Genomic DNA, 21,564 nt, shown 5'->3' with positions numbered 1-21,564 from the left:
CTGGCCGGCCGTTGGACAGCGCAGCACTTCACACGTTGGAGGAAGTCCCATGTCGAGCAACGCCGTTCACCACTCCGGCTCTGCCCTGCCCGCCGCACCCTCGGTCCGCCGCTCCGGCTTCTCCTGGTGGAAGGCGCTGGTCACGGGCGCGGTCGGCGCGGTCGTGGTCAACCTGATCGTTCTCGCCGTCGCCAAGCTGGCCGGTGCCTCGCTCATCGTCGTCGACAGCGGCCAGGAGCACCCGATCACGGTCGGGGGCGTCATCAGCGCCTCCGTCATCCCGCTGGTCGTCGGCATGGGCGCCGCCCTCCTGCTGGCCCAGTGGAAGCCCGTCTTCCTGCGGATCGCGCAGTACGTGGGCGGCGGGCTGGCCCTGCTGTCGGTCGCCGGACCGTTGTCGTCCAGCGCCGACGGCGGGACCGTGGCAGCCCTGGCCCTCATGCACCTCACCCTCGGCGTGGCGGTCGTCGCCGCCCTGCAGCTCCACCGCCGCGACCGCTGAGCTCGTCCCTACCGCTCCGGCCACGAACCCTGCCCCGCGCGCGAGTCGGTCGGGCCGGGCCGGCCGTGGCGTGACGTAGGGTGATCGCCGGCGCAGCGGTACCGGTACCAGTAGCGATACCGCAGGAGCGCCCGACGGACAGCACCAGGGACGGGACCCATCACGATGAAGCTCGGCGAAGCACTGGCGGAGCGCGCGGAGGCGGCTCGCCGCGTCGAGCAACTGCGGGCCCGCATCGTGGCCAACGCCCGCCACCAAGAGGGCGAAACCCCCGCCGAGGACCCGGCCGCACTGCTCGCCGAGGCCACCGAGACCCTGGACGCCCTGGAGTCCCTGATCCGGCGCATCAACCGGACGAACGCCGCCGTCGACATGGGCGCCGACGGCACCCTCACCGACGCGCTCGCCCGCCGGGACACCCTGCGCCTGCGCCACTCCGTCCTGACCTCGGCCGCCGACGCCGCCGCGGGCAGCGGGGACCGCGGCTACGGCCGCCAGCTGCGCTCCGAGCTGATGGTGCTCCCCGCGCTGCCCGTCGCCGAGCTCCGCGCCCGCGCCGACGACGCCGCTCGCGAGATCCGCGAGATCGACGTACGCATCCAGCGCACCAACTGGGAGGCCGACCTCCTGGACTGAGACCCGCGACGTGGAGCAGGTAGTCGCTCCGGAGGCGTGCACAACCGAGGGCCGGCGGTTACCGGCCCGGCTGGCGCGCGGAGAGCAGCGCATCGGGTTCGACTCCCGAATCGACAGTGCAGCTCAGCAGCGTGACGAGTCACAGCGCATCGCGCACATCTCATCACCACGTGCAGATCCGGGCGCGACGAGGGCGGGTTCGGGGCATCCACACCGCAGGACGGCGCCCGGTCCGAGAGCTCAGGCTCCCGGACCGGGCGCCGTGTTCCCGTTCCCGTTCAGCGTGGGACGCCTGCGACGTCGAGAAGCCGGTGCATGAGCGCGCCGGGCAGGGCGGGATTGCGGGCCGCCGCTCGCGCCATCCCTTCCGCGGGCACACCGAGGAGCTCCACCAGACGTCCATAAGGCAGGCCCGGGTGGGAGGCGGCACGGCTGCGGACCAGGCCCTCCGCGTCGTGGGAGAGGCGCTCGACGAGGTCGGGCCCCACCTCCGGGTCGAGCAGGGCCGCATAGCGCAGCCGGTGGTTCGGGTCGTCCGCGAACCGGGCCAGACCCGGGCGCGCGAAGTTGCGGCGGTACGCCAGCATGCCCCAGCTCAGCCCGTTCCAGTCGGCGTACATCTCCACGAGGAGCTCGTGAGGGGCGTGCTCGTTCTCGCAGAGCATCAGCCTCACGAAGTAGTCCTCGTCGGCCGCCAGCAGTTCGACCACATCGGCGGGCAGCTCCGGTGCACACGTGACGCCGCGACGCAGCAGGACGTGACGGGATGCCGCGATCTCCCGCAGCGCATCCGGGTCGCCGAAGCGTTCCTCCACCCAGGTCGGCACCGGATGGCGGCCTTCCGGCACCGTGTACGCGATCGCCGCCCGCTGCTCCTCGGTCACGTCCGCGCGCAGGGACACGGCGAGCCGGACGAACGGCTCCGGGTCGGCGGCCAGCCGGAGGGCGAGCGCGGTGGGCACGTGCGGGTTGCGGGCCGCGCCGTGACGCAGCGAACCGTCCTCGTGGGTCGCGAGGAGCGCGGCCAGGGCCGCGTCGACGGGTGCGCCGGACGCGGCGTCGCGGCGGCGGTGTTCGTCCGTCTCGGCGAGGAACTCCTCGACCGTCGTCGGGAGCGGTGCCTCGACGTGGGTGGCGCGGTCGACCGCCTTCCGTACCCGGGGATCAGGGTCGGATTGGGCCGTGGCCCGCACCTCCGGGCGCAGCCTGGGCCAGCTCCACGAGCTGATGGCCGCGGCCCGCACACGGGGGTCGGGGTCCTCGGCGAGCGAGAGCAGCGTCTCGTCCGGCAGGCCGGGCAGCCCGGCTGCGAAGAACCGCAGCCGCGCCTGCGGGCCGGTGGCGAGCCGTACGGTCAGCTCCGCCGGCAGCTCGACCCCGTACTCGCGCGCCATCACCACGGCGACGCGTTGCACCTTGGGGTCGGTGTCCTCGGCCAGCACGGCGAGCGCCTCCGGCGGCAGGTACGGATTCTCGGCCAGGACCTGACGGACCCACGGGTCCGGGTGCGCGACAGCGGCTCCGGCCACTCGGGGCGACAACTTCCGGTAGGCGAGCCAGGACCGGGCGTCGGGCAGCGGGTCGAGCGTGAACACGCGCCGCAGCACCTCGTCGGGCGCCGCGTCGTTCGTGGCGATCCCCGCGATCCACTCCGTGCGCAGATCGGCATCGGCTTCGAGCAGCCGCACGGCATCGGCGAATGCCGCGTCCGTCGCCTCCGGCACAGCCGAGGGGGCGCGTGTCAGCTGATCATCTGTGTGGGCCATGAAGCGATCATCTCAAGGCCCTCACAGCAGCCCAACGATCCTTGATGCCGGCGAGGCCGAGACACGGCAGGGCCCGCACAATCGGACCATGACCAACACCGTCGAAGCAGCCTGGCACACGATCCTGACCACCTACGGCGAGCCTTCCCGGCCGGAGGTTTCACCCCTCACGGAACCGTTTGCCAGGCTGGTGCGGGCAGCGCACGCCGAACCGCTGCTACGGCGACTCGCCCCGTGGACCGGGATGTGGGAGCTGCACTTCAGCAGATGCACGGAGATCCGCTACACCTGGGACATCCCGTACATCGGCACAATGAGAGACGGCCGGTACTACGTCGAGGGACCTCATCGGAGCAGTCCGAGGATCGCCGAGACGGCCAGCGCGGAGGCCGCGGTGGCGCTGGTCATCGACCGCCTCCCGCCGGGCTGCGGCCCGGCCTTCATCGGCAATGCGGAAGCACTGGCCGAGTACGGGAAGGAACGAGACCGCAGCATTCCCGAGCGGCGGCAGCCGTGATGGCGCGCGCAACACCGCCACTGACCCCGCGGGCGCGAACCTTCGTCGAGGTGCACGGGCTGCGCGTTCCCCGCCGGGACATCGGGCCCCATCGGGATGCATGGCTCGAGCACGGGATACCCGCGCCGAGATCGACCGGGCCGTGGCCTTCCAGGAACACTGGGGCGGTCTCGCGCTGCCCCCAGCCCCCGCGTACGAGGGCGGCCCACGTGCCCTCCAAGCCGATGATCGGGCCGGGTGGTGAGTTCGGGATCGACGCCTACCGCTGGACACCGCTGCACGCCAGTGCGGAGGGCTGGGTGGAAGCCCTGGCGCTGGCCCACCACGCGCGCCGCTGGGCCAGGACCGTCACGAAGATCAAGGGCGACGCCGTCGAAGCACTGGACCTCGACGGATTCGAGCCGGTACCTGAAGTCCAGGGACTGGCCGACACCTGGTGGCGGGGCAAGGACTCGCTCGTCGCCGTCTACCGAGGCGAAGCCGTCGGCATGCAGGCCCCTCAGTGCCGAGAGGCCCATGTCTACGGCGGACTCGACAGCTGGGGCCTGGGCGGCGGCTGACTTCCGCAGACCAAGCTCCCTGTCCTGGTGGCCTGTTACGCCACGGGGTCGGTCGCGCCACGGGATGATCTCGTGCCCGCGGCCGTTCGGCACGGCCCGTTGGCACGTGAGGTGGGACCCGGCCTCGGCGATGGCGGGCTTCACCGGGGGTGACCGGCGAGGGCCACAACCTCCCCAAGCCGGCCGAGAGGGTAGCCGTCGCGTCCCTCTGACCTCGGCTTATCGTTGGCCTGAGGTATTGCGGAGAGTGATCGATTCGGGAATGATTCCCCGCCGTGACCATCTTCCTCGCCGTCGCACTCGGCGTGTTTCTCATCGTGCTCTACCTCGTCTTCATCACCCCCAGCCGTGTCGACCGCTGGGTCAAAACGCACTTCGTGGCAACCGCCTACGGCCTTCCGCCCCGTGAGGTGCTCGACGACCGGCGCCCCGGTCCGCCCCCGCCGGCGCACCGGGCGCACGAGGTCCAGGCCGTCGCCGACGCCGCGTGGCAAGGGGACTGGAAGTCCGCCGAACGGTACGTCCGGGCGGCGGGTGAGGACTGGGACGAGCGCTGGTCCCGGCTCGAGCTCCTGAAGGAAGTCGCCCGGCAGGACGACGCCTGGCTCGACGCCTGGCGCGCCGCCGAGCCGGGCAACTGCGACGCGGCAACCCTCCACGCGAGCATCATGGTCCGCCGGGCCTGGGAGATCCGGGGCGGCGCATACGCCCACGAGGTCCCGACCTCGGACATGAACCGCTTCCGCGCCATGCTCCCGGCCGCGATCGAAGAAGCCCGGAAGGCCGCGCTGCTCGACCCCGCGAACCCCGGCCCCTGGGTCGTCATGGTCACGGCGGCGCGCGGCGCCCAGTACGGCCACTCGCAGTTCAAGCCGCTCTGGGAAGGGCTCGTCGCCCGCGCGCCCCACCACTACGAGGGGCACTGGCAGGCCCTCCAGTACTGGTGCGCCAAGTGGTTCGGCAGCAACGGCAAGATGATGCGGTTCGCCCGCCAGGCGGTCCGCAAGGCCCCGGCCGGCAGCCCGCTCGCCGGGATCTACCTGCACGCCCTGAACGAGCTGACCGCACGCTCCGCCACTGCCGCGCTGCCCGTCACGCCCATGGCGAGGAGACTGCTGAAGCAGGTCGCCGCCGCGTTCGACCAGGTCGCCCCCGACGACGAACGCCTGCCGGTCCTGCGCCACCTGCTGGCGCACTACATGCTCCGGTCGATGATGTACGGGCCCGCCCTGGAGCAGTTCCGCCAGATCGGCGCATGGTGCGGGGCCGAACCCTGGCGCAAGGAGGGGAACCCGGTCGTGGCCTTCGAAGCGGCTCGCGGCAGGGCCGTGAAGCTGTCCCGGGCCCGTCCCGCCCCGGCATCGCAGGACTTCGGGATGGCGCGCTGAGGGCACCCGAAGGGCGCCGCGCAGCTGCTTGTGTAATATCCCAACTGAGATTGCAGTCATTACTTGGAGGGGTGTCCGGATGTGGGAGCTCGCGCGTTCGTGGGTCGACGGATGGACCGTCTCCCGGCGGGCGCCCAAGCCGGTGGATGTGCCGTGGGGGCTGAGGATTCAGGTCGGGCGGCCGACCGAGGCGGTCCGTCACGTCCTCCTCGACGCCGATGCCGAGACCGCCCGCGGGCTCGTCCGCTCGATCACCGAACCGGCCACCTGCATCAAGGCCTTTCTGGAACCGGACGTCATGGAGCCGTGGTTCTCACCCGAGTGGGAGCCGGTCGATCCCGGCTTTCTGATGGCCGTGGACCTGCGTCCGGCCGTCGTGCACGCGCCTGACGGCTACACGGCTACAGCCGAGACCGCCGACGGCGTCGTCAGTGTGCGCATCCTGGCCGCCGGCGGGGAGCTCGCCGCGCGCGGTCAGGTGGGGCTGGCGGGTACCGCGTGCGTCTTCGACCAGATCATCACCGAGCCCGCTCACCAGCGCCTCGGCCTCGGAACGGTGGTGATGGGCGCGCTGACCAACGCGGCCGTCGAGCACGGTGCGGGCACCGGCGTCCTGGGCGCCACCGTCCAAGGCCGCGCGCTCTACGAAACGCTCGACTGGAAGGTCCTCGCGCCGCTGAACGGCTTCATCCACGAGCCAGTCGCCGGCTGAACCGCAACCCGGGTCCGGGAACGGCGCCGCGCGGGCCCAACCCGGCTGAGAGGATTGGGCGATGAGCACCACACGCCGCCCGCTCGGGCACGGACCGACCCCCCGTGACGAGGACCAGCCCGTCCGCGCCGCCCGTGGCCGGACAGCCCCCGAGCCGGCCGCCGAGGAGGCGTCCCCGCAGCCCGCCCCGCGTAAGGAGACCGGGACCCCGCCCCCGCGGCGCGGCCTCGGGGCCGGACCGCTCCGTCAGTAGGTCGGGCAGAGGTTGGTCTGCACGGCGGCGAGGATGAACGCGGCCTTGGTGGGGCCGAAGCCCTCCGGGTGGTTGGGCCCGATGAAGCGCCGGTTCGTGGACTCGACGCGCTTCGTCGGGTCCTTCTCGTCCTTCATGGACTGGCACTGGTTCAGGCCGCGGCTGATGGCCTTTTCGTCGTTGCCGTTCACGATCTCGGGGTCGATCTTGTTGAGCGTGGCGAGGTAGATCGTGCGCTGCGCGGGGGCGGGGCTCGGCGGGATGCCGGCGCCGGAGGGCGCGGCCTCAGGGTCGGCCGTGGGCGTGGCGGCGGGCGCCGAGGCGGTGGGCTTCTGTTTGCCTTCGTCGCTCTTGCCCGCGTGGTCGGCGTCGGCGTCGGCGCATCCGGTGAGGGCCAGGAGGGCGGCGGCTGCGGCGATGGTGAGGGTGTGGTGTGTACGCATCAGGACATGGTGGGGGCCCGGCGTTTGGGGACGGGGCGGCGTTGCAGTGCTGTGACACGGACTGCGGCAGTGAACCGAAACAGTCAACGTCAGGTTTAGGGTTAGTCCGGCGTCGTTGTCAGTGGTGCCGTGCATGATCGGTGTGTCAGTACTTCAACGGCGATGGGGAAGCGCATGCCGATCACGAACCAGCAGGTGGCAGAGCACGTATTTCTGCGGCACATGTACGCGGACTCGTACTTCCCCGATCACGTCGTCGGCCGGGGCGGAGCGATCCTGACGCGGCTCTGCGAGCGCATCGAGGCTGAGCAGCCGTCGGATCTGGCGGCGCTGTACGTGCTGACGCAGGCCGCGACGGAAGAGTTCAACCTTCTGGAGGCGGAGTTCGAGGCGGCCGGGAGTGAGATAGAGACGGTTGCGCGCGAGTGGATCGCCGACGACTTCTGGTTCGTCGCATCGGCATACGGATTCACGGACGCGGATGTGGAGGAGCTGATCGCCACCCGGGATTGGTGAACGAACACCGGAGGGCCGGCTGCCGCCATCGCGCCGCGTCGTTCGTCCGCAAACTCTCGGGACAGAGCACCAGCGGGCACTATGGCCTCATGACAAAACTGTCCGTACGGTCGGGCCGTCGTGCCTCCTCTGGTTCGCTGCTGTCGCTGTGGTCACAGGACTCCGTGCTGTCGATCGGCTCGGTCGGATCCGTCCTGTCCGTGGGATCCGTCGGTTCCGCCCTGTCGATCGCCTCCATCGGTAGCGCCTTGTCGGTGGCTTCCATCGGTTCCTCGCTGTCACTGATCTCAACCGGGTCGTGGCTGAGCACGGGATCGGTGTTCTCCGCGCAGTCGCGGTGGTCGGTGCTGTCCTGGCGTTCCTCTCACGGGTTCCTGGCCGCGGGAGCGGTAGGGGCCGCTGCCGGAGGCGCCTTGTTGATGGCCCACATGCTGCAGAAGGCCGGATCCGGCACCGACTAGTCACGGAGTCGCAGCACAAGGTGAAACCGCGTCCCGGCGCGGCGATGAGTCTGGGCGAGCCGGCAGGTCTACCCCTTGACGGAGGCAGAACGACTCACCGGGAGCAAGCCATGGGACTCATCCACATCGAGATGTTCGCGACCCTCGACCTCGTCGGGCAGGCGCCCGGCGGCCCCGACGAGGACCCGGTGGGGTTCCCGTTCGGCGGCTGGCAGGCGCCCTTGCTCGACGAAGTCGCCGGGGCGCAAGTCGCTGCCGCGTACGAGGGCACGGACGCGCTCCTGCTCGGCCGGCGGACGTACGACATCTTCGCCGCCTTCTGGCCCCACTACGAGGGGAGCGAGGACAGCGAGATCGCCACCCTCTTCAACGGCGTCCCGAAGTACGTGGCCTCGCGCGGCAAGCCGGACCTCTCGTGGGCCGGGTCCGCGCAGCTCGGCCCGGACCTCGCCGCCGCGGTACGCGAGATCCGTGACCGGCACGAGAACGTCAAGGTCGTCGGCAGCCTGAACCTCGTGCAGACCCTCCTGCGCGAAAAGCTCTTCGACCGCATCGACCTGTGGCTGCACCCGATCGTGCTCGGCGTCGGCAAGAAGCTGTTCGACGGCGGCGCCGTGCCCACCAACGTCACGCTCCTCGCACCCCCGGCAGCCGGCCCGAAGGGCACCGTGTACCTGCGCTACGGGCTCGCCGACGGCATCCCCGCGACGGGGGACATGAGCGCACCCGACCGTGGCGCCGGCGTGGCGCCGGCAGCGACGTCTGAGGCCTGATGCCACCGGGCCCCTGGCGTCCCGTGCCACCGGGGCGCCAGGGCCCGCGCGAGTGCGGCGTACACAGGCCGCCACGCCTGCTTCGGCAACATGGTGTTCACGACATCGCACGCCCGGGGGTAACAAGCGCTTTCTAGCGTGACCGACCGTGGGCTGAGGCGTGAACAGGGCGCCGTCGGCGGTGCTTTTGACGACCCGTCGCCCCGTCCTGTCAACGGCGCCGCACGGGGCCCCCACCGCAGCACCTGCACCTGTACCTGCACCTGCACCTGCACTCAGCCCCACCGGGAGGCGCGGCATGAGCACCACCGAGTCACGACAGGCGACGACGGACGCAACGGCCACCGCGGAGGCCGTTGCCGACCAGGCGGTCAAGGAGACGCTGGAGGACTACACCCTCCGCTTCGCACCCCGCAGCTACCGCCGCTGGACCCCCATGGTCGTGGCCACCACGGCCCTCGGCGGCATCGCCTACATGGCCGACTTCTCCATCGGCGCCGGCATCGGCCTGGCCCACGGGACCGGCAACGCGCTCGTCGCCATCGCCGTCGCCGCGGTCGTCATCTTCATCACCGGCTTCCCGCTGGCCTACTACGGCGCCCGCTACAACATCGACCTCGACCTGATCACCCGCGGCTCCGGCTTCGGCTACTACGGCTCGGTCATCACCAGCATCATCTTCGCCAGCTTCACCTTCATCTTCTTCGCCCTCGAAGGGGCGATCATGGCCCAGGGCCTCAAACTCGGGCTCGGACTGCCGCTGTGGCTGGGCTACGCCGTCTCCACACTCATGGTGATCCCGCTGGTCATCTACGGCATGAAGGCGCTCAGCAAGCTCCAGGTGTGGACCACCCCGGTCTGGCTCCTGCTCATGGTCGCTCCGCTCGTCTACCTGGTCGCCAGTGACCCCGGCACGGTCGACCGCTTCCTGGGCTACGCAGGCACGAACGGCGACGGCGCCGTCAACACCGCCTCCGTCCTGCTCGGAGCGGGTGTGTGCCTGTCCCTGATCGCGCAGATCGGCGAGCAGATCGACTACCTGCGCTTCATGCCGCCCAAGACCCAGGCGAACAAGCGCGCCTGGTGGACCGCCGTGGTCATGGCCGGCCCCGGGTGGGTCGTGCTCGGTGCGCTCAAGCAGGCCATCGGCGTCTTCCTCGCCGTCTACGTCATCGCCGAGGTCGGACCGGCCGCCACGCCGGAGCCCATCCAGCAGTTCCGCGGCGCCTTCGACGCGATGATGCCGTCCTGGATGGTCATCCCGCTCGCCGTGGTCCTGGTCGTCATCAGCCAGATCAAGATCAACGTGACGAACGCGTACTCCGGCTCGCTGGCCTGGACGAACTCCTTCACCCGTGTCACCAAGCGCTACCCCGGCCGCATGGTCTTCGTACTGGTCAACCTGGCCTTCGCGCTCGCCCTGATGGAAGCCGACATGTTCAGCTTCCTGGGCGGCATCCTCGGCTTCTACTCGAACTGCGCGATCGCCTGGGTGGTCACCGTGGCCACGGACATCGGCGTCAACAAGTACGTACTGAAGCTGTCCCCGCTCCAGCCGGAGTTCCGCCGGGGCATGCTCCACGCGGTCAATCCGGTCGGCGTCGTGGCCTTCGTCGCCGCCTCCGGCCTGTCGATCGCGATGTACTTCCACCTCCTCGGCGACACCCTCCAGCCGTACTCGCCCGTGGCCGCGGCCGTCATCGCCTTCGTCGTCACCCCTCTGATGGCCGTGGTCACCAAGGGCCGTTACTACGTGCGCCGCACCGACGACGGCATCGCCGAACCCCTGCTGGACACGGACGGCAACCCCAGCGGGGTCACCCTCGACTGCCACGTCTGCCACCAGCCCTACGAGCGCCCCGACCTCACCGCCTGCGTCACCCACGCCGCGGTCGTCTGCTCCCTGTGCCTGAGCACCGACAAGGCCGGCGCCCACGTCCTGCCGGTCACCGTGTAGCCGACCCCGCTCAAGGGCCAGGGCCAGGGCCGCCTCGCCGAGCGGGGCGGCCCTCGCGCGTGCACACCAGCCGGTCTTGCTGCGGCGTGCGGCTCTGACCGTCGGTTCGTGGAGGGACCGCGGGTGTCGTGGGCCGCCGAGCGGCCTCTTGACGGCTCGTCAAAGTGCCTGGTGAGAGCGGGTTTCCCGGGAGTTTCCCGTTTCCCGTTGCGGTGGGCCACACGCGCTACCTCGACATGGAGGCGTGACGGGGCACAGTCTCGAAGTGTCGACGGCCGGCCGGTGCGTGGCTTCGTACCACGAGCTGAGCATGCCGACGAACACCACCATCACGACGAGCACGGAAACCCGCGCGACACCGGCGGGGACGGGGGAACGGACATGGCGATGCGGAGAACGGCCGGGGCGGCGGCGGTGGCCGCGATGACCCTGCTGGCCGCGTGGGGAGGGGTACTCGGCGCCTCGGCAGCCGCGGCGCCGAAGGCGGCGGGGGCGGCGCAGGCCGCGGAGGCGTGCGGTGTGCTCGCCCCCGGAGCCTCGGCGGCGGCGGAAGGAGCCGTACGGGCCGCATGCGAACAGATCGGGGTCTGGTACACCTGGGGCGGCGGCCACGGTCCGCAGCCCGGGCCGACGTACGGTCAGGTCGACCCGAGCGACCCGGACAGCGAACACGACCCGGAGCGGCTGGGCTTCGACTGCTCGGGGCTGGTCCGGTACGCCTACGCCCGTGCGGCCGGCGGGGATCCGCTGCCCGGCAACGCGTACCACCAGTTCAACTCGCCGCAGGTGAAGCAGCGTTTTTCGGCGGCGCAGGGGACTGCGCCGCTGCTGCCGGGGGACCTGCTGGCCTGGGGATCGGGGGGCTCCATCCATCACATCGCCATCTACCTGGGTGCGGGCAAGATGGTCGAGGCCCGGGAATCGGGCACCCGGATCACCGTCAGCGACGTGCGGTCGGGCGGGGACTACGCGGGAGCGGTCCGCATCTCCGGCGCGGCGGCTCCCGGCACCTTCAGCACCTGGGGCACCGATGTGTGGACCCACAAGGAGCCGTCCACCACGAGCCCGAGGGTGCACCGGTTTCCCGGCCCGACCACGGTGCGCATCGAGTGCCAGAAGCACGCCGAACCGGTGACCGCTGAGGGCTACACCAACGACGCCTGGTCCTACCTGCCCGAGTACGGGGCGTGGATCACCAACAGCTACATCAAGGGCCCCGCCTGGCTGGACGGCGTACGCACCTGCCCCTGATCACCGGCCGAACCTGCACCACTGAATCAGACACACCATCACCCGGCTCCTGACGGAGCCCTTTTGAGGAGGAAGCATGTCTGCAAGCAGGAAGATCGCCCTGGGTCTCGCCGCCGCCGCACTGGCGGGCGGCATGGCCACCGTGACCGGACCCGCCGTGGCGACGCCCGCCACCGGGCAGAGCGCGGCCGCCGAATGCGGTGTCCGTGCCGACGGCAAGCTGTGGTGTGGCAACCGGGTCGGGGCCAAGGGCTACGAGCACCGCCGGTACAACTCCGCGGTGCGGGGGCCGCTGAACACGAGCCCCAGCTGGTTCCAGTGCTGGGGCCGCGGAGACCAGCACGCCGGCGGCAACAACGTCTGGTACTGGACCAAGCTGGACAACGGCCAGTGGGGCAACGTGGCGGCGGTGGACGTCCACACGTCGGTCGACCCCGCGCCGGGCCTGCGCGAATGCTGACGCTCCGCGAGCGCGGTGTGCGGCCGGGGCTTCGGCACCCGCCCGCCCGGCCGGCCTGAGCGGCTGGTTCACATTGCTCCGATGCCCTCCGGCCACCACAGGCCGGAGGGCATCGGAGCGGTTCGGCGGCGGGTTCAGCCCCGGTGCCGGACCGCGGCGAGGGCGTTCTTGACCTCCCGGACGACGCGGGCGGCGTCCTCGGGGTCGTTCACCACGTCCGTCTGGTTCATGTCGATGATGAGGACCTCGCTGGCCGAGTAGTGCTTGTGCACCCAGTCGTCGTAGCCGGACCACAGCGTCCGGTAGTACTCGATGAGGCTCTCGTCCTGTTCGAAATCGCGGCCGCGCAGTCCGATGCGGTGCAGGACGGTCTCGAAGTCGGCCTTGAGGTAGACCATGAGATCGGGCGCCTTGCGGTAGGGCAGGCCGTCGATCTCGCGCATCATCTCGCCCAGCAGCCCCTCGTACACCTGCATCTCGAGGGAGCTGATCCGGCCCAGGTCGTGATTGACCTTGGCGAAGTACCAGTCCTCGTAGATGGACCGGTCCAGGACGTTGTCGCCCTGCTTGTACGCCTCCTTGATCGAGGCGAATCGTGTCTGCAGGAAGTAGAGCTGGAGCAGGAAGGGGTAACGCCTGGCCTGGATCTCCTCGGGGCTCGCCGTGTAGAAGAGCGGGAGGATCGGGTTGTCTTCGACGCTCTCGTAGAAGACCTCGCTGCCCAGTTCCTTGGCGAGGAGCTCGGCCACGCTCGTCTTGCCGATCCCGATCATGCCTCCGACGCAGATCACTGACATACCTCACTTCTCCCTGGGGATCTTCTGTTCGCGGACGGGCGGGCTGGGCACCCCGCACCTGAGACGCGCGCCGACGGGCGCGCGATTCCCCGGGAGCTTCATGATCAGCGTCGTACGGTCCCCGCCCGGACCAGAACCCTTTTCCGCAGTCGCCGCGCACAGCGGCGATCCGCAGCCCCGCGGCCAGCATGAATCTTAAATCACGATGTACCCCGGCCGGGCCAGCCGGCCGACGTGATGGACCACCGCGAGGCCTCGGTGCGATTCTTCACCCATGACGACGAGACGACTGAGCCAGGCGGAGCGGGACGCGATCCCGGTGGAGATCGGGTACGCGCTGCTGAGCGCGTGCTTCCTCGGGGCGGTCGTGTTCGCCGCGATCGCCGGGCCGACCGCCGTCTGGGCCCTGCCGCCCACGGTCGAGAGGTTCCTTCTGGCCGGCGGGGCATGGGTTGCCGGAGGCCTCGCCGCGATCCGTGTCGTCCATGTCCTCTGGCGGTACGGACGCCACCACTGACCAGGCTCCGAACCCGACGGTCGCCGCGGCCGCCCCCGGGCTCGCCGGCGGCGGCGGCGCATCGTACGTGAGGCCGGGGCATCGCGAGGGGAGAGGCGATCGTGGGGGAACTGGACGGCAGGACCGCACTGGTGACGGGCGGCTCGCGGGGGATCGGGCGGGCGGTCGCGCTGCGGCTGGCCGCCGAGGGAGCGCTGGTCGCGGTGCACTACGGCGTCAATGGCGAGGCCGCCGCGGAAACCGTGGCGCGTATCGCGGAGGCCGGAGGCCGGGCATTCCGGGTGCGGGCCCGGTTCGGCGAGAGCGGTGCGGTGGACCGGCTGTTCACGGAGCTCGTCGCCGGGCTGGCGGATCACGGTGCGGACGCTCTCGACATCCTTGTCAACAACGCGGGCATCCACTCGGTCGGCTCGATCGGCCAGCTCACCGAGGAGGAGTTCGAGCGGCTCCCGGCGGTCAACGTGACCACGCCGGTCTTCGTGATCCAGCGGGCGCTGCCGCTGCTGAGGGACGGCGGGCGGATCGTGAACATGGGCGGTGGCCGGACTCGAGTCGATCACCGCGCTCGGACGGATCGGCGAGCCGGAGGACGTGGCCGACGTGGTGGGCTTCCTGGCCGGGCCGCGCGGACGCTGGGTGACCGGCCAGACCATCGACGTCTCCGGCGGTACCTACCTCGGACCGATCGCCCCCGGGTGACCGGCCCGGGAGGCCCTCGGTACACCGGTCCGCCGAACGGGTCACTCCGCGGTGCGTCGGCTTCCCTTTTCGAATCGAACAGAATTACGATTCGAGAGTGAGCGACGAGACCTCCTTCCCCGACGCCCTGCTCCGCCTGCAGGAGCGCCTCCACCGCGCACACGCCGAGCACCGCGCCTACCTGGCGGCCCTGCCCTGGAGCGAGGAACCGATGAAGGGCCGGGTGCGTGGCGGGCGCTGCTCCCGCCGCACGGACGTCGCCGACAGCCCCGGCTGGACGGACGAACAGAAGGAGACCGCGGACCGGATGTGGGCCGAGATCCGGCAGCTGTCGATCGAGGTCGCCGCACACCCGCATTGGAAGACCGTTCCCACCGACCTCGTGGTGAGCGGCCGCATGCAGCTGAAGCGGCAGGCGCGACCGGCCGGCGTCGGCGAAGCGGCGGGGGCCGCTTAGCCCGGCATGCCGCCGGTTGGCGACACACAGGAAGAGGCTCGACCATGCAGCTCACCATCCTCGGCGCCACGGGCCCCATCGGCCGGGGGGCGCTCCAACAGGCCCTCGCGGCCGGGCACCGGGTCACCGTCCTGGTCCGTGACGCGGCCCGGCTGCCGGAGCACGGCGACGAGCGGGTCACCGTCGTCATCGGCGACGCCGCCACCGCCGCGCACGTGGAGGCCGCGGCGCGGGGCAGCCAGGCCCTCATCTGCGCCCTGGGGCCGGGCAAGGACTACAAGTCCACCCTCGCCACCCGCACCGCCGGTCCCGTCCTGCAGGCCATGGCCGCGGCCGGCGTGGGGCGTCTCGTCTGGCTCTCGGCCCTCGGTTCGGGTGACACCGTCCGCCGCCAGTCGCTGTTCCAGGCGGCGGCGTCGAGGCTGGTGATGGGCAGGCTCATGGCGGACAAGGGCATCGCCGACGAGACCATCGCCGGCAGCGACCGCGACTGGACCATCGCCCTGCCCGTGTTGTTCGGGAAGGACGATGCCACGGGCGACTACGAGACGATCCCGCTGGACGGAACCCGGGGGCGGGTCGGCGGCAGGATCAACCGCGCCGACGTCGCGGACTTCCTGCTCCACGCGGCGACCAGCGGCCAATGGGGCCGACGGCGGGTCATCCTCACCGGCGGAGCCGGCCGGCAGAGGTGACGGGTCATGGCGCGGCGGTCGGGCCGGCCACGTGCGTGCTCAGGCGGGGTAGCCGATCTCCGCGATGTCCTCGGCCAGATCCGCGAGCTCGACGTCCGGGTTGAGCGCGGCGAGGATCTCCGGTGTCAGCGGGCGACGGGCCAGCAGGGCCCGGACGGCTTCGACATCGACGGGTGTCTCGTAGTACGCGGACGCCCACGCCGCGTAGGCCTCCGGCGAGCGGTCGACGAGGAGCTCGAAGAGCATGTCCGCGCCGTCCGGGTCGCCGTCGCCCGCCTCGGGAAAGGTGATCGTTCCGGCCCTCCAGGCGGTGTCTCCCGCCGCTCGCCACACACAGCACGTGACGGTGGCGACGTCTTCGTCGCAGAACGCGGCCTCGGTGACGTACGGGCGGAAAGCGTCCGGCACGTCGTCCAAGACGCCGGGCCACACCCTGGGAGCGTCCATGCGGGCCCACGGGCTCATAGGGGATTCGTGGTCGAAGCCCCGAACCCAGGCCCCGGCGGCCGAGAACACGATCGCGTACTCACCGCCCATCCCGTCGCGCATCGACGCCATCTGCTCCCCCTCGTCCCACTGGGCGTCGAAGCAGTAGTACCGAGCGTCCCACTCCGGGCTGAGCACGGCGTCCAGCATCGCGATCCCGCGGCAGTGCTCGCGGAGCTCCTCCATGCCCGGCAGGGCCCGGGCCACATCGTGTACGGTCACGCGCCCATTCCACCGCACCCCACTGACAGCTGATCGCCGGCCAGGTTCTCGGACGCCACGGTCCGTGGCACTCTGGTGCAAGATCAAGGAGGCGTCACGGCGGCGTCGTGATCGGGGGAGAGACGTGTTCGACCGGGCGGCACTGGACGAGCACGTGGCGGGCTGTGCGGAGGTGCTGCTGAGCGCCTGCGCCACCGGGCGGCGGCTGACGCGAACCGAGCTTGCCGATCGGCGGACCCAGGGGGAGCGGGCGGCGGAAGCGGGCCTGCCCCTGCGGGGGCTGATCCGGCACCACCTCGTCGTGGCGCAGGAGGTCCTTCCGTCCGTTGGGCCCGCCGCGGCCACGCTGCTGGCCTCGGTCGAACAGGCGGTGGACGCCTTCGCCGAGGGGTACGAGCGCTCCCAGCACCAGGCGGTGCGCCAGGAGGAGGCCGCGCGCCGGGAGTTCGTCGACGACCTGCTCTACGGGCGCAGCGACCTGGGCCGGCTGGCGGAGCGGGCCGAACGCTTCGGGCTGCGGCTGTCCCAGGCACACGCGGTCGCCGTCGCCGCCGGACCCGAGCCGTACGGGGACGGGTACCCGGTCGCGCGCGGTATCGAGGCGGCGGTGCTGTCCCGGTTCGCGGGCCGGCAGATCCTGCTGGCGACGAAGGACGGGAGGCTGATCTGCGTGGCGCCAGGGGAACAGCCCGATGTGCTGGCGTACTTCGCGAAGCAGGCGTACGCCGTCACGGGTGGCGGCCGGGTCGCCATAGGCCGCTCCCACCCGGGAGCGGGCGGGGTCGTGCACTCCTACGAGGAGGCGCTCAACGCGCTCGACCTGGCCGAGCGGATGGGCCTGGAGGGCCCGGTGCTGCACGCGGCCGACCTGCTGGTCTACCCGGTGCTCACGCGGGACCGGCAGGCCATGGCCGACCTGGTGGAGAGCGCGCTCGGTCCGCTCCGCACGGGGCGTGGCGGGGCCCAGCCGTACCTCGACACCCTGACCGCGTACTTCGACAGCGGCTGCGTGGCGACCGAGGCGGCTCGTCGGCTGTCCCTGAGCGTGCGGGCGTTGACCTATCGGCTGGAGCGCATACGGGTGCTCACCGGCACCGACCTCGCCGACCCGGTGAACCGGTACATGCTCCAGACCGCGGTGATCGGTGCCCGCCTGCTGGGATGGCCCGAATCCGACGCATGAGGCCATGTCCGGCCAGGGCTGAGGGCGCGTTGCAGGGATGCGTCAAAACCGCGTAAAGATTGCCGACGGCAGGCAATGCGTGCCGACCCCTCCTGCTGTCACGATGCCCTTGTCCGGGGATGACCGCGGTCAGACGGGGGTGGCGCTCGTGGGGTTGTTTCTGGGGTTCGGCATCGGGGGACTCGCGCTGCTGGCCGCCTCGCTGGTGTTCGACGGGATTCTCGAAGGGTTCTTCGACGGTGCCCTGGATGGCCTGTTCGAGGGCTGGCTGTCGCTTCCCGTGATCGCGGGCTTCGTCTCGATGCTCGGTTTCACCGGGGCGATCGTGCTCGGGTCCACCGGACTCGGCCCCGGAGCGGCGGCCACTGCGGGGGCAGTGGCCGGCGCGGGGGCCGGCTGGCTGACCTGGCGGCTGAGCCGTGCCCTCCTGCGGGACGGCAGTGGGGCCGCCCCGCACCACGATGACCTGGTCGGCTCGGCCGGGAGGGTGGTCACCGCCATCCCGGGCGGCGGTTACGGCGAGGTCCTGCTCAGGATGGCCGGGCAGCCCGTGAAGTACTCCGCGACCGCGGAGAGCCCGCTGGCCCGCGGCGCGGAGGTGTGGGTGACGGACGCCCCGTCGCCGACCGCCGTCACCGTCCGGGCCGTGGAGCGCTGACCCGTAGCGCCGGAATGGAGCGCTGACCGGTAGCGCTGACGCGGGCCTCCGGCGGTCCGACGTCGTTTCACCACCAACGATCTGCCGCTTCGGGGGCAGGAGGGGATCCCTCATGAGTCCAGTTGTCACCGCGGTCGCCGGAGTGGTCGTACTCCTCGTCCTGCTCGCCCTCGTCGTGGTCACCCGCTACAAGGTCGCGGGCCCCAGCGAAGCGTTCATCATCACCGGCCGCCGCGGCAAGAAGTCCACCGACCCCGACACAGGCCAGGTCATGACCGACAACAGCGGCCAGAAGGTCGTCGTCGGAGGCGGGGTCTTCGTCGTCCCCTTCGTGCAGCAGCGGTACACCCTCGACCTGTCCAGCCGGCACATCCCGATCGCGGTCCGCGGCGCGGTCACCTTGCGCGGCATCAAGGCGAACCTCGAAGGCGTCGCGATCGTCAAGGTCGGCGGCAACGAGGACGCCATCCGCGCCGCGGCCCAGCGCTTCCTCCAGCAGCAGGACGGCATCGTCGGCTTCACCCAGGAAGTGCTCTCCGGCGCCCTGCGCGCCATCGTCGGCCGTATGTCCGTCGAGGACATCATCCGCGACCGCGCCGCGTTCGCCGGCCAGGTCGCCGAGGAGGCCGAGGCGAGCCTGTCCGGGCAGGGCCTCGTGCTGGACGCCTTCCAGATCCAGGACATCACCACCGAAGGCTCCTACCTCGAGGACCTCGGTCGTCCCGAGGCGGCCCGCGCCAAGCAGGAAGCGGACATAGCCGAGGCCAACTCCCGCCAGGCCGCCGAGCAGGCCCGTCTGAAGGCCGAAGAGGAGATCGCCGTCGCGCAGCGGACGCTGTACCTGCGCCAGGCCGAGATCAAGGCCGAGACCGACGCGGCGGCCGCCCAGGCGAACGCCGCCGGCCCGCTGGCCGAGGCCGACCGGCAGCAGCAGATCCTGGCCGAGCAGGAGAAGGTCGCCGAACGCCAGGCCGCCCTGACCGACCGCCAGCTCGACACGGAGGTACGCAAGCCCGCCGACGCCCGCCGCTACCAGGCCGAGCAGGAGGCCGAGGCCAAGCGCGTCGCCCGCGTCAAGCAGGCCGAGGCCGAACGCCTGGCCGCCATCGCCGCCGCCCAGGGCGAGGCCGAACGGGCCCGCCTGACCGGTGAGGGCGAGAAGCAGCGCCGCTCCGCCCTCGCCGAAGCCGAAGCGATCGAGGGCGCCAAGCGGGGTGAGGCCGAGCGGGCCCGGCGCGCGGCGATCGCCGAAGCGGTCCGGCTGGAGGGTGATGCGGAGGCCGCGTCCATCCTGGCCAGGGGCTCGGCCGAGGCGGAGGCGATGCAGAAGAAGGCGGACGCGTTCGAGAGCTACGGTGACGCGGCGATGATCCAGATGGTGGTCGAAGCGCTGCCGCAGGTCGTCGCGAAGGCCGCCGAACCGCTGTCCGCCATCGACAAGATGACCGTCATCTCCACGGACGGCGCGAGCAAGCTCACGCGTACCGTCGCCGACAACGTCGCCCAGGGCATGGAACTCCTCGGCTCCACCACCGGCGTCGACCTCCCCGAGCTCCTCAAGGGCCTGACATCCCCGAAGACGGAAGCCGTGCCCGAGCCGGTCTCCGCGGTCCGAGGCGGTTCCAACGGCAGGATAGACATCACCGGTTGACCACAGTGGTTCGTACGAAACGGTCGAAGGACCCCCTCCATTGCGGGACCTTGGCCTCACGAACTTCGCGGAGGGAGCGGGCGAGGATTGACCTGATCTCGTCAGGAAGCCCAGCCCCGACCCCGGGGTGCCTGACGAGCGTCTCCCAGACGAAGGAGCCTGGTCATGCCGTTCACCATTCGCTTACGCATCCATCGCCCGACCACACGCGTCGTACTTCGACAACGGCTGTCGTTGGTCTTCGCCGCCGTGTGCACCCTGACCGCGGCAGCCGTCTCGGCGGCTCCTTCCGCATCGGCGGCGAGCACGGCCGGCGCGGCGAGCGCGGCCGTCTCGGACCCCGTCGTCTTCGTCCACGGACTCAACTCGGACTCGGGCGTGTGGGACAGGGCCGCGAAGCACTTCACCGACAACCGGTTCGGCGGAAAGCTCCACACGTTCGACTACCGGGCCACGACGCACGAGCCGATCGAGAACAACGCCGACCGGTTGTGGGAGTGGATGGAGAAGGAGAACCTCAGCGGAAAGCGGGTGAACTTCGTTGCCCACTCGCTCGGGGGCCTGGTCACCCGCAAGATGGCGCTCGACCACAACCGGGACTTCACGCTGAGTTCCCTGGTCACCCTCGCAACACCGAACCACGGATCCAAGTTCGCGGACGTCTGCGTGGGCTGGGAGCCCGACCCGAGGTCCGTGGCCGAGTCGCGGACCCTGTGCAACTCCGCGGTGCTGCAGATGAAGTCGGACTCGCGATTCCTCGACAAGCTCAACGGCGCCACAGAGTTCTCGGGGCACTACAACCCCGGGAACACCCTCACCTATGCGATCACCGGCGACGGCCAGGTCGACACCGGTTCGGTGTCCCTCGCCGGCGCCACCAACAAGACGTTCCAGAACGATTCCGAGGACGGATTCGGCGGAGCGGGCGTCCACACCTCGATCACCGGCAAGAGCACCGTCCTGGAGGACGCCCTCGACTTCGTCGAGAAGGCCAACGGCAACGACCGCGTTCTCGCCTCGGGCCCCGCCCTGCACGACTCGAACTGCTGGATGTTCTATCCCAACAGCGGAACGATCAGCTGGCGGCTGCCCGGCAACGCGCCGCCCACCCTCAAGGCGGAGATCACCCGAACCGACGGCAAACCGTGGACGGTGCCGGCGAGCGACAAGGGCAAACACGACCTCCCGAACGGCGCCTACCGCATCCGCTTCGTCGACCCCTCCCCGAACGGCTACTCAACCGCCTACTCCACCTTCCGCTTCCACGGCGGCACCTGGGCCTGCGAGCCCTCGCACAGCAATACGGGACCCGAGCTCACCACCTGGCCCGCCTCGAAGGACCGGGTCCGGACGTAGCACCCTGCTGGCTGCCGGGCCGGCTCCTCTGCCCTTACACCCCTTTGGGGTGGCAGGCACCCCCGCCAGAAGACTTTCTGTCGGGGGTGCCTCACAATGTCGACGTGGATCCACTCCGGGGAGCAGCCCTCGGCGCCGTGGTTCCCCGACGACCTGAGGACACCACCACGTGAACGCAGAATTCTGGGTCGCTTTCGCCACCGGCGTCGTCGGCATCCTCGCACTGATCACGAGCTCGGCAGGCGCCGCAAGAGCGCGCGTCAAGGCCATCGAAGACGCCTACATCGCCCGCTACTGGCAAATCCTCGACCGCTTCCCCGCCGCGGCCCTGGTCGCCGAGCACGGCCCGCAATGCCAAGGCGAGGAGCTCAAAGCCGTACGCCTGTACTTGCGGCTTTGCGAGGACGAACTGGAGCTGCGCCAGCTGGGCTGGGTCGGCCGCAAGACCTGGCAGCAATGGCGCCCCGGCATCCAAGCCCAGCTCAACCAGTGGCCCGTCGTCGACGAATGGGCCCCCATCCGCGATCGCCAACGTGCCCCCCACCAGTTCAGCCTGCTGCGTCAACTGGACACCGCCCCCGACTACGACCCCTATGAGCCCCACCCCTACGTCGGCCGCCTCACGCGGCTATGGCGGGGACTGTAAGT

Annotated in this window: 24 protein-coding genes and 2 pseudogenes; 22 read left to right on the top strand and 4 right to left on the bottom strand. The window is 70.8% G+C overall.

The annotated features are described in order from the left end of the window. The first annotated feature begins 49 nt into the window (after nucleotides 1–49). Both ACTVZO_RS01480 and ACTVZO_RS01475 read left to right on the top strand, forming a co-directional pair. Entirely contained in the window at nucleotides 50–502 is a 453-nt protein-coding gene (locus ACTVZO_RS01480; RefSeq protein WP_443296546.1) for a DUF6069 family protein, read from the top strand. A gap of 165 nt (nucleotides 503–667) precedes the next feature. Continuing rightward, nucleotides 668–1,138, top strand: coding sequence for a DIP1984 family protein (locus ACTVZO_RS01475; RefSeq protein ID WP_443296545.1), 471 nt, complete (start codon nucleotides 668–670; stop codon nucleotides 1,136–1,138). Nucleotides 1,139–1,416: 278 nt separating this feature from the next. On the opposite strand, the gene ACTVZO_RS01470 is transcribed toward ACTVZO_RS01475, so the two are convergent. Then, nucleotides 1,417–2,904, bottom strand: coding sequence for a hypothetical protein (locus ACTVZO_RS01470; RefSeq protein ID WP_443296544.1), 1,488 nt, complete (start codon nucleotides 2,902–2,904; stop codon nucleotides 1,417–1,419). Nucleotides 2,905–2,992: 88 nt separating this feature from the next. Between ACTVZO_RS01470 and ACTVZO_RS01465 the strand changes: the two genes are divergently transcribed. From ACTVZO_RS01465 to ACTVZO_RS01445, 5 genes and pseudogenes are all read left to right on the top strand, one after another. Beyond that, nucleotides 2,993–3,421, top strand: a complete 429-nt coding sequence (locus tag ACTVZO_RS01465) for a DUF6193 family natural product biosynthesis protein (protein ID WP_443296543.1) — start codon at nucleotides 2,993–2,995, stop codon at nucleotides 3,419–3,421. Further along, nucleotides 3,421–3,981: pseudogene (locus ACTVZO_RS01460) on the top strand (hypothetical protein). The gene ACTVZO_RS01465 and the pseudogene ACTVZO_RS01460 overlap by 1 nt, the downstream one beginning before the upstream one ends. 275 nt (nucleotides 3,982–4,256) lie before the next feature. Further along, nucleotides 4,257–5,369 carry a hypothetical protein gene (locus ACTVZO_RS01455; protein WP_443296542.1) on the top strand — a complete coding sequence of 371 codons (1,113 nt, stop codon included), beginning with the start codon at nucleotides 4,257–4,259 and terminating at the stop codon, nucleotides 5,367–5,369. A 79-nt stretch (nucleotides 5,370–5,448) separates the two neighbouring features. After that, the gene (locus ACTVZO_RS01450; protein ID WP_443296541.1) at nucleotides 5,449–6,081 is read left to right on the top strand and encodes a GNAT family N-acetyltransferase; all 633 of its coding nucleotides are present in this window, start codon (nucleotides 5,449–5,451) and stop codon (nucleotides 6,079–6,081) included. Nucleotides 6,082–6,142: 61 nt separating this feature from the next. Further along, complete coding sequence (locus tag ACTVZO_RS01445) at nucleotides 6,143–6,334, top strand: hypothetical protein (RefSeq protein WP_443296540.1); 192 nt, start codon at nucleotides 6,143–6,145, stop codon at nucleotides 6,332–6,334. Here ACTVZO_RS01445 and ACTVZO_RS01440 read toward each other — a convergent pair. Further along, nucleotides 6,328–6,777, bottom strand: a complete 450-nt coding sequence (locus ACTVZO_RS01440) for a DUF732 domain-containing protein (protein WP_443296539.1) — start codon at nucleotides 6,775–6,777, stop codon at nucleotides 6,328–6,330. The genes ACTVZO_RS01445 and ACTVZO_RS01440 overlap by 7 nt on opposite strands. A 174-nt stretch (nucleotides 6,778–6,951) precedes the next feature. On the opposite strand from ACTVZO_RS01440, the gene ACTVZO_RS01435 reads away from it, so the two are divergent. The 6 genes from ACTVZO_RS01435 (at nucleotide 6,952) to ACTVZO_RS01410 (ending at nucleotide 12,195) form a co-directional block, all read left to right on the top strand. Beyond that, entirely contained in the window at nucleotides 6,952–7,293 is a 342-nt protein-coding gene (locus ACTVZO_RS01435) for a DUF5713 family protein (protein WP_443296538.1), read from the top strand. 89 nt (nucleotides 7,294–7,382) lie between these two features. Then, nucleotides 7,383–7,754 carry a hypothetical protein gene (locus tag ACTVZO_RS01430; RefSeq protein WP_443303016.1) on the top strand — a complete coding sequence of 124 codons (372 nt, stop codon included), beginning with the start codon at nucleotides 7,383–7,385 and terminating at the stop codon, nucleotides 7,752–7,754. A gap of 110 nt (nucleotides 7,755–7,864) precedes the next feature. After that, nucleotides 7,865–8,527, top strand: coding sequence for a dihydrofolate reductase family protein (locus ACTVZO_RS01425; RefSeq protein ID WP_443296537.1), 663 nt, complete (start codon nucleotides 7,865–7,867; stop codon nucleotides 8,525–8,527). Between the two features lie 298 nt (nucleotides 8,528–8,825). Then, a complete protein-coding gene (locus ACTVZO_RS01420) occupies nucleotides 8,826–10,484 on the top strand; it encodes an allantoin permease (protein ID WP_443296535.1) in 1,659 nt (552 codons plus the stop codon). A 381-nt stretch (nucleotides 10,485–10,865) separates the two neighbouring features. Continuing rightward, nucleotides 10,866–11,735, top strand: coding sequence for a C40 family peptidase (locus tag ACTVZO_RS01415; protein WP_443296534.1), 870 nt, complete (start codon nucleotides 10,866–10,868; stop codon nucleotides 11,733–11,735). 76 nt (nucleotides 11,736–11,811) lie between these two features. Further along, nucleotides 11,812–12,195 (top strand): hypothetical protein, encoded by a 384-nt coding sequence (locus ACTVZO_RS01410; protein ID WP_443296533.1) that lies wholly within the window; start codon nucleotides 11,812–11,814, stop codon nucleotides 12,193–12,195. A 134-nt stretch (nucleotides 12,196–12,329) separates the two neighbouring features. On the opposite strand, the gene ACTVZO_RS01405 is transcribed toward ACTVZO_RS01410, so the two are convergent. Further along, nucleotides 12,330–12,992, bottom strand: a complete 663-nt coding sequence (locus ACTVZO_RS01405) for a deoxynucleoside kinase (protein ID WP_443296532.1) — start codon at nucleotides 12,990–12,992, stop codon at nucleotides 12,330–12,332. Between the two features lie 274 nt (nucleotides 12,993–13,266). On the opposite strand from ACTVZO_RS01405, the gene ACTVZO_RS01400 reads away from it, so the two are divergent. The 4 genes and pseudogenes from ACTVZO_RS01400 to ACTVZO_RS01385 all read left to right on the top strand — a co-directional run bounded on the left by ACTVZO_RS01400 (nucleotide 13,267) and on the right by ACTVZO_RS01385 (nucleotide 15,360). Continuing rightward, the gene (locus ACTVZO_RS01400) at nucleotides 13,267–13,509 is read left to right on the top strand and encodes a DUF6332 family protein (RefSeq protein ID WP_443296531.1); all 243 of its coding nucleotides are present in this window, start codon (nucleotides 13,267–13,269) and stop codon (nucleotides 13,507–13,509) included. A 101-nt stretch (nucleotides 13,510–13,610) separates the two neighbouring features. Continuing rightward, nucleotides 13,611–14,208 (top strand): annotated as a pseudogene (locus tag ACTVZO_RS01395) (SDR family oxidoreductase). Nucleotides 14,209–14,305: 97 nt separating this feature from the next. Then, nucleotides 14,306–14,665, top strand: a complete 360-nt coding sequence (locus tag ACTVZO_RS01390; protein WP_443296530.1) for a hypothetical protein — start codon at nucleotides 14,306–14,308, stop codon at nucleotides 14,663–14,665. 44 nt (nucleotides 14,666–14,709) lie between these two features. Beyond that, the gene (locus ACTVZO_RS01385) at nucleotides 14,710–15,360 is read left to right on the top strand and encodes an NAD(P)-dependent oxidoreductase (protein ID WP_443296529.1); all 651 of its coding nucleotides are present in this window, start codon (nucleotides 14,710–14,712) and stop codon (nucleotides 15,358–15,360) included. A 39-nt stretch (nucleotides 15,361–15,399) separates the two neighbouring features. Here the strand turns inward: ACTVZO_RS01385 and ACTVZO_RS01380 are convergent, their stop codons facing one another. After that, the gene (locus ACTVZO_RS01380) at nucleotides 15,400–16,068 is read right to left on the bottom strand and encodes a hypothetical protein (protein ID WP_443296528.1); all 669 of its coding nucleotides are present in this window, start codon (nucleotides 16,066–16,068) and stop codon (nucleotides 15,400–15,402) included. Between the two features lie 124 nt (nucleotides 16,069–16,192). Between ACTVZO_RS01380 and ACTVZO_RS01375 the strand changes: the two genes are divergently transcribed. The 5 genes from ACTVZO_RS01375 (at nucleotide 16,193) to ACTVZO_RS01355 (ending at nucleotide 21,562) form a co-directional block, all read left to right on the top strand. Beyond that, nucleotides 16,193–17,251: a PucR family transcriptional regulator gene (locus ACTVZO_RS01375; protein WP_443296526.1), complete on the top strand. Its 1,059-nt coding sequence runs from the start codon at nucleotides 16,193–16,195 to the stop codon at nucleotides 17,249–17,251. A gap of 148 nt (nucleotides 17,252–17,399) precedes the next feature. Beyond that, nucleotides 17,400–17,909 carry a hypothetical protein gene (locus ACTVZO_RS01370; protein WP_443296525.1) on the top strand — a complete coding sequence of 170 codons (510 nt, stop codon included), beginning with the start codon at nucleotides 17,400–17,402 and terminating at the stop codon, nucleotides 17,907–17,909. A 112-nt stretch (nucleotides 17,910–18,021) separates the two neighbouring features. Continuing rightward, nucleotides 18,022–19,560, top strand: coding sequence for a flotillin family protein (locus ACTVZO_RS01365; RefSeq protein WP_443296524.1), 1,539 nt, complete (start codon nucleotides 18,022–18,024; stop codon nucleotides 19,558–19,560). A 165-nt stretch (nucleotides 19,561–19,725) separates the two neighbouring features. Continuing rightward, nucleotides 19,726–20,916 carry an esterase/lipase family protein gene (locus tag ACTVZO_RS01360; RefSeq protein ID WP_443296523.1) on the top strand — a complete coding sequence of 397 codons (1,191 nt, stop codon included), beginning with the start codon at nucleotides 19,726–19,728 and terminating at the stop codon, nucleotides 20,914–20,916. A gap of 169 nt (nucleotides 20,917–21,085) precedes the next feature. Further along, the gene (locus ACTVZO_RS01355; protein ID WP_443296522.1) at nucleotides 21,086–21,562 is read left to right on the top strand and encodes a hypothetical protein; all 477 of its coding nucleotides are present in this window, start codon (nucleotides 21,086–21,088) and stop codon (nucleotides 21,560–21,562) included. The last annotated feature ends 2 nt before the right edge of the window (nucleotides 21,563–21,564 follow it).

Source organism: Streptomyces sp. IBSNAI002 (genome assembly GCF_052244475.1).
Lineage (GTDB): Bacteria > Actinomycetota > Actinomycetes > Streptomycetales > Streptomycetaceae > Streptomyces.
Note: the sequence above shows the minus strand (reverse complement) of the source record. Positions and strands in the feature narration are given on the sequence as shown.

Bases quoted from the DNA above. Each gene is read 5' to 3' on its own strand.
- ACTVZO_RS01470 (WP_443296544.1), bottom strand. From the start codon at position 2,904: ATGGCCCACACAGATGATCAGCTGACACGCGCCCCCTCGGCTGTGCCG.
- ACTVZO_RS01365 (WP_443296524.1), top strand. From the start codon at position 18,022: ATGAGTCCAGTTGTCACCGCGGTCGCCGGAGTGGTCGTACTCCTCGTC.
- ACTVZO_RS01405 (WP_443296532.1), bottom strand. From the start codon at position 12,992: ATGTCAGTGATCTGCGTCGGAGGCATGATCGGGATCGGCAAGACGAGC.
- ACTVZO_RS01420 (WP_443296535.1), top strand. From the start codon at position 8,826: ATGAGCACCACCGAGTCACGACAGGCGACGACGGACGCAACGGCCACC.
- ACTVZO_RS01400 (WP_443296531.1), top strand. From the start codon at position 13,267: ATGACGACGAGACGACTGAGCCAGGCGGAGCGGGACGCGATCCCGGTG.
- ACTVZO_RS01440 (WP_443296539.1), bottom strand. From the start codon at position 6,777: ATGCGTACACACCACACCCTCACCATCGCCGCAGCCGCCGCCCTCCTG.
- ACTVZO_RS01480 (WP_443296546.1), top strand. From the start codon at position 50: ATGTCGAGCAACGCCGTTCACCACTCCGGCTCTGCCCTGCCCGCCGCA.
- ACTVZO_RS01415 (WP_443296534.1), top strand. From the start codon at position 10,866: ATGGCGATGCGGAGAACGGCCGGGGCGGCGGCGGTGGCCGCGATGACC.
- ACTVZO_RS01450 (WP_443296541.1), top strand. From the start codon at position 5,449: ATGTGGGAGCTCGCGCGTTCGTGGGTCGACGGATGGACCGTCTCCCGG.
- ACTVZO_RS01475 (WP_443296545.1), top strand. From the start codon at position 668: ATGAAGCTCGGCGAAGCACTGGCGGAGCGCGCGGAGGCGGCTCGCCGC.
- ACTVZO_RS01385 (WP_443296529.1), top strand. From the start codon at position 14,710: ATGCAGCTCACCATCCTCGGCGCCACGGGCCCCATCGGCCGGGGGGCG.
- ACTVZO_RS01425 (WP_443296537.1), top strand. From the start codon at position 7,865: ATGGGACTCATCCACATCGAGATGTTCGCGACCCTCGACCTCGTCGGG.
- ACTVZO_RS01360 (WP_443296523.1), top strand. From the start codon at position 19,726: ATGCCGTTCACCATTCGCTTACGCATCCATCGCCCGACCACACGCGTC.
- ACTVZO_RS01410 (WP_443296533.1), top strand. From the start codon at position 11,812: ATGTCTGCAAGCAGGAAGATCGCCCTGGGTCTCGCCGCCGCCGCACTG.
- ACTVZO_RS01430 (WP_443303016.1), top strand. From the start codon at position 7,383: ATGACAAAACTGTCCGTACGGTCGGGCCGTCGTGCCTCCTCTGGTTCG.
- ACTVZO_RS01445 (WP_443296540.1), top strand. From the start codon at position 6,143: ATGAGCACCACACGCCGCCCGCTCGGGCACGGACCGACCCCCCGTGAC.
- ACTVZO_RS01435 (WP_443296538.1), top strand. From the start codon at position 6,952: ATGCCGATCACGAACCAGCAGGTGGCAGAGCACGTATTTCTGCGGCAC.
- ACTVZO_RS01465 (WP_443296543.1), top strand. From the start codon at position 2,993: ATGACCAACACCGTCGAAGCAGCCTGGCACACGATCCTGACCACCTAC.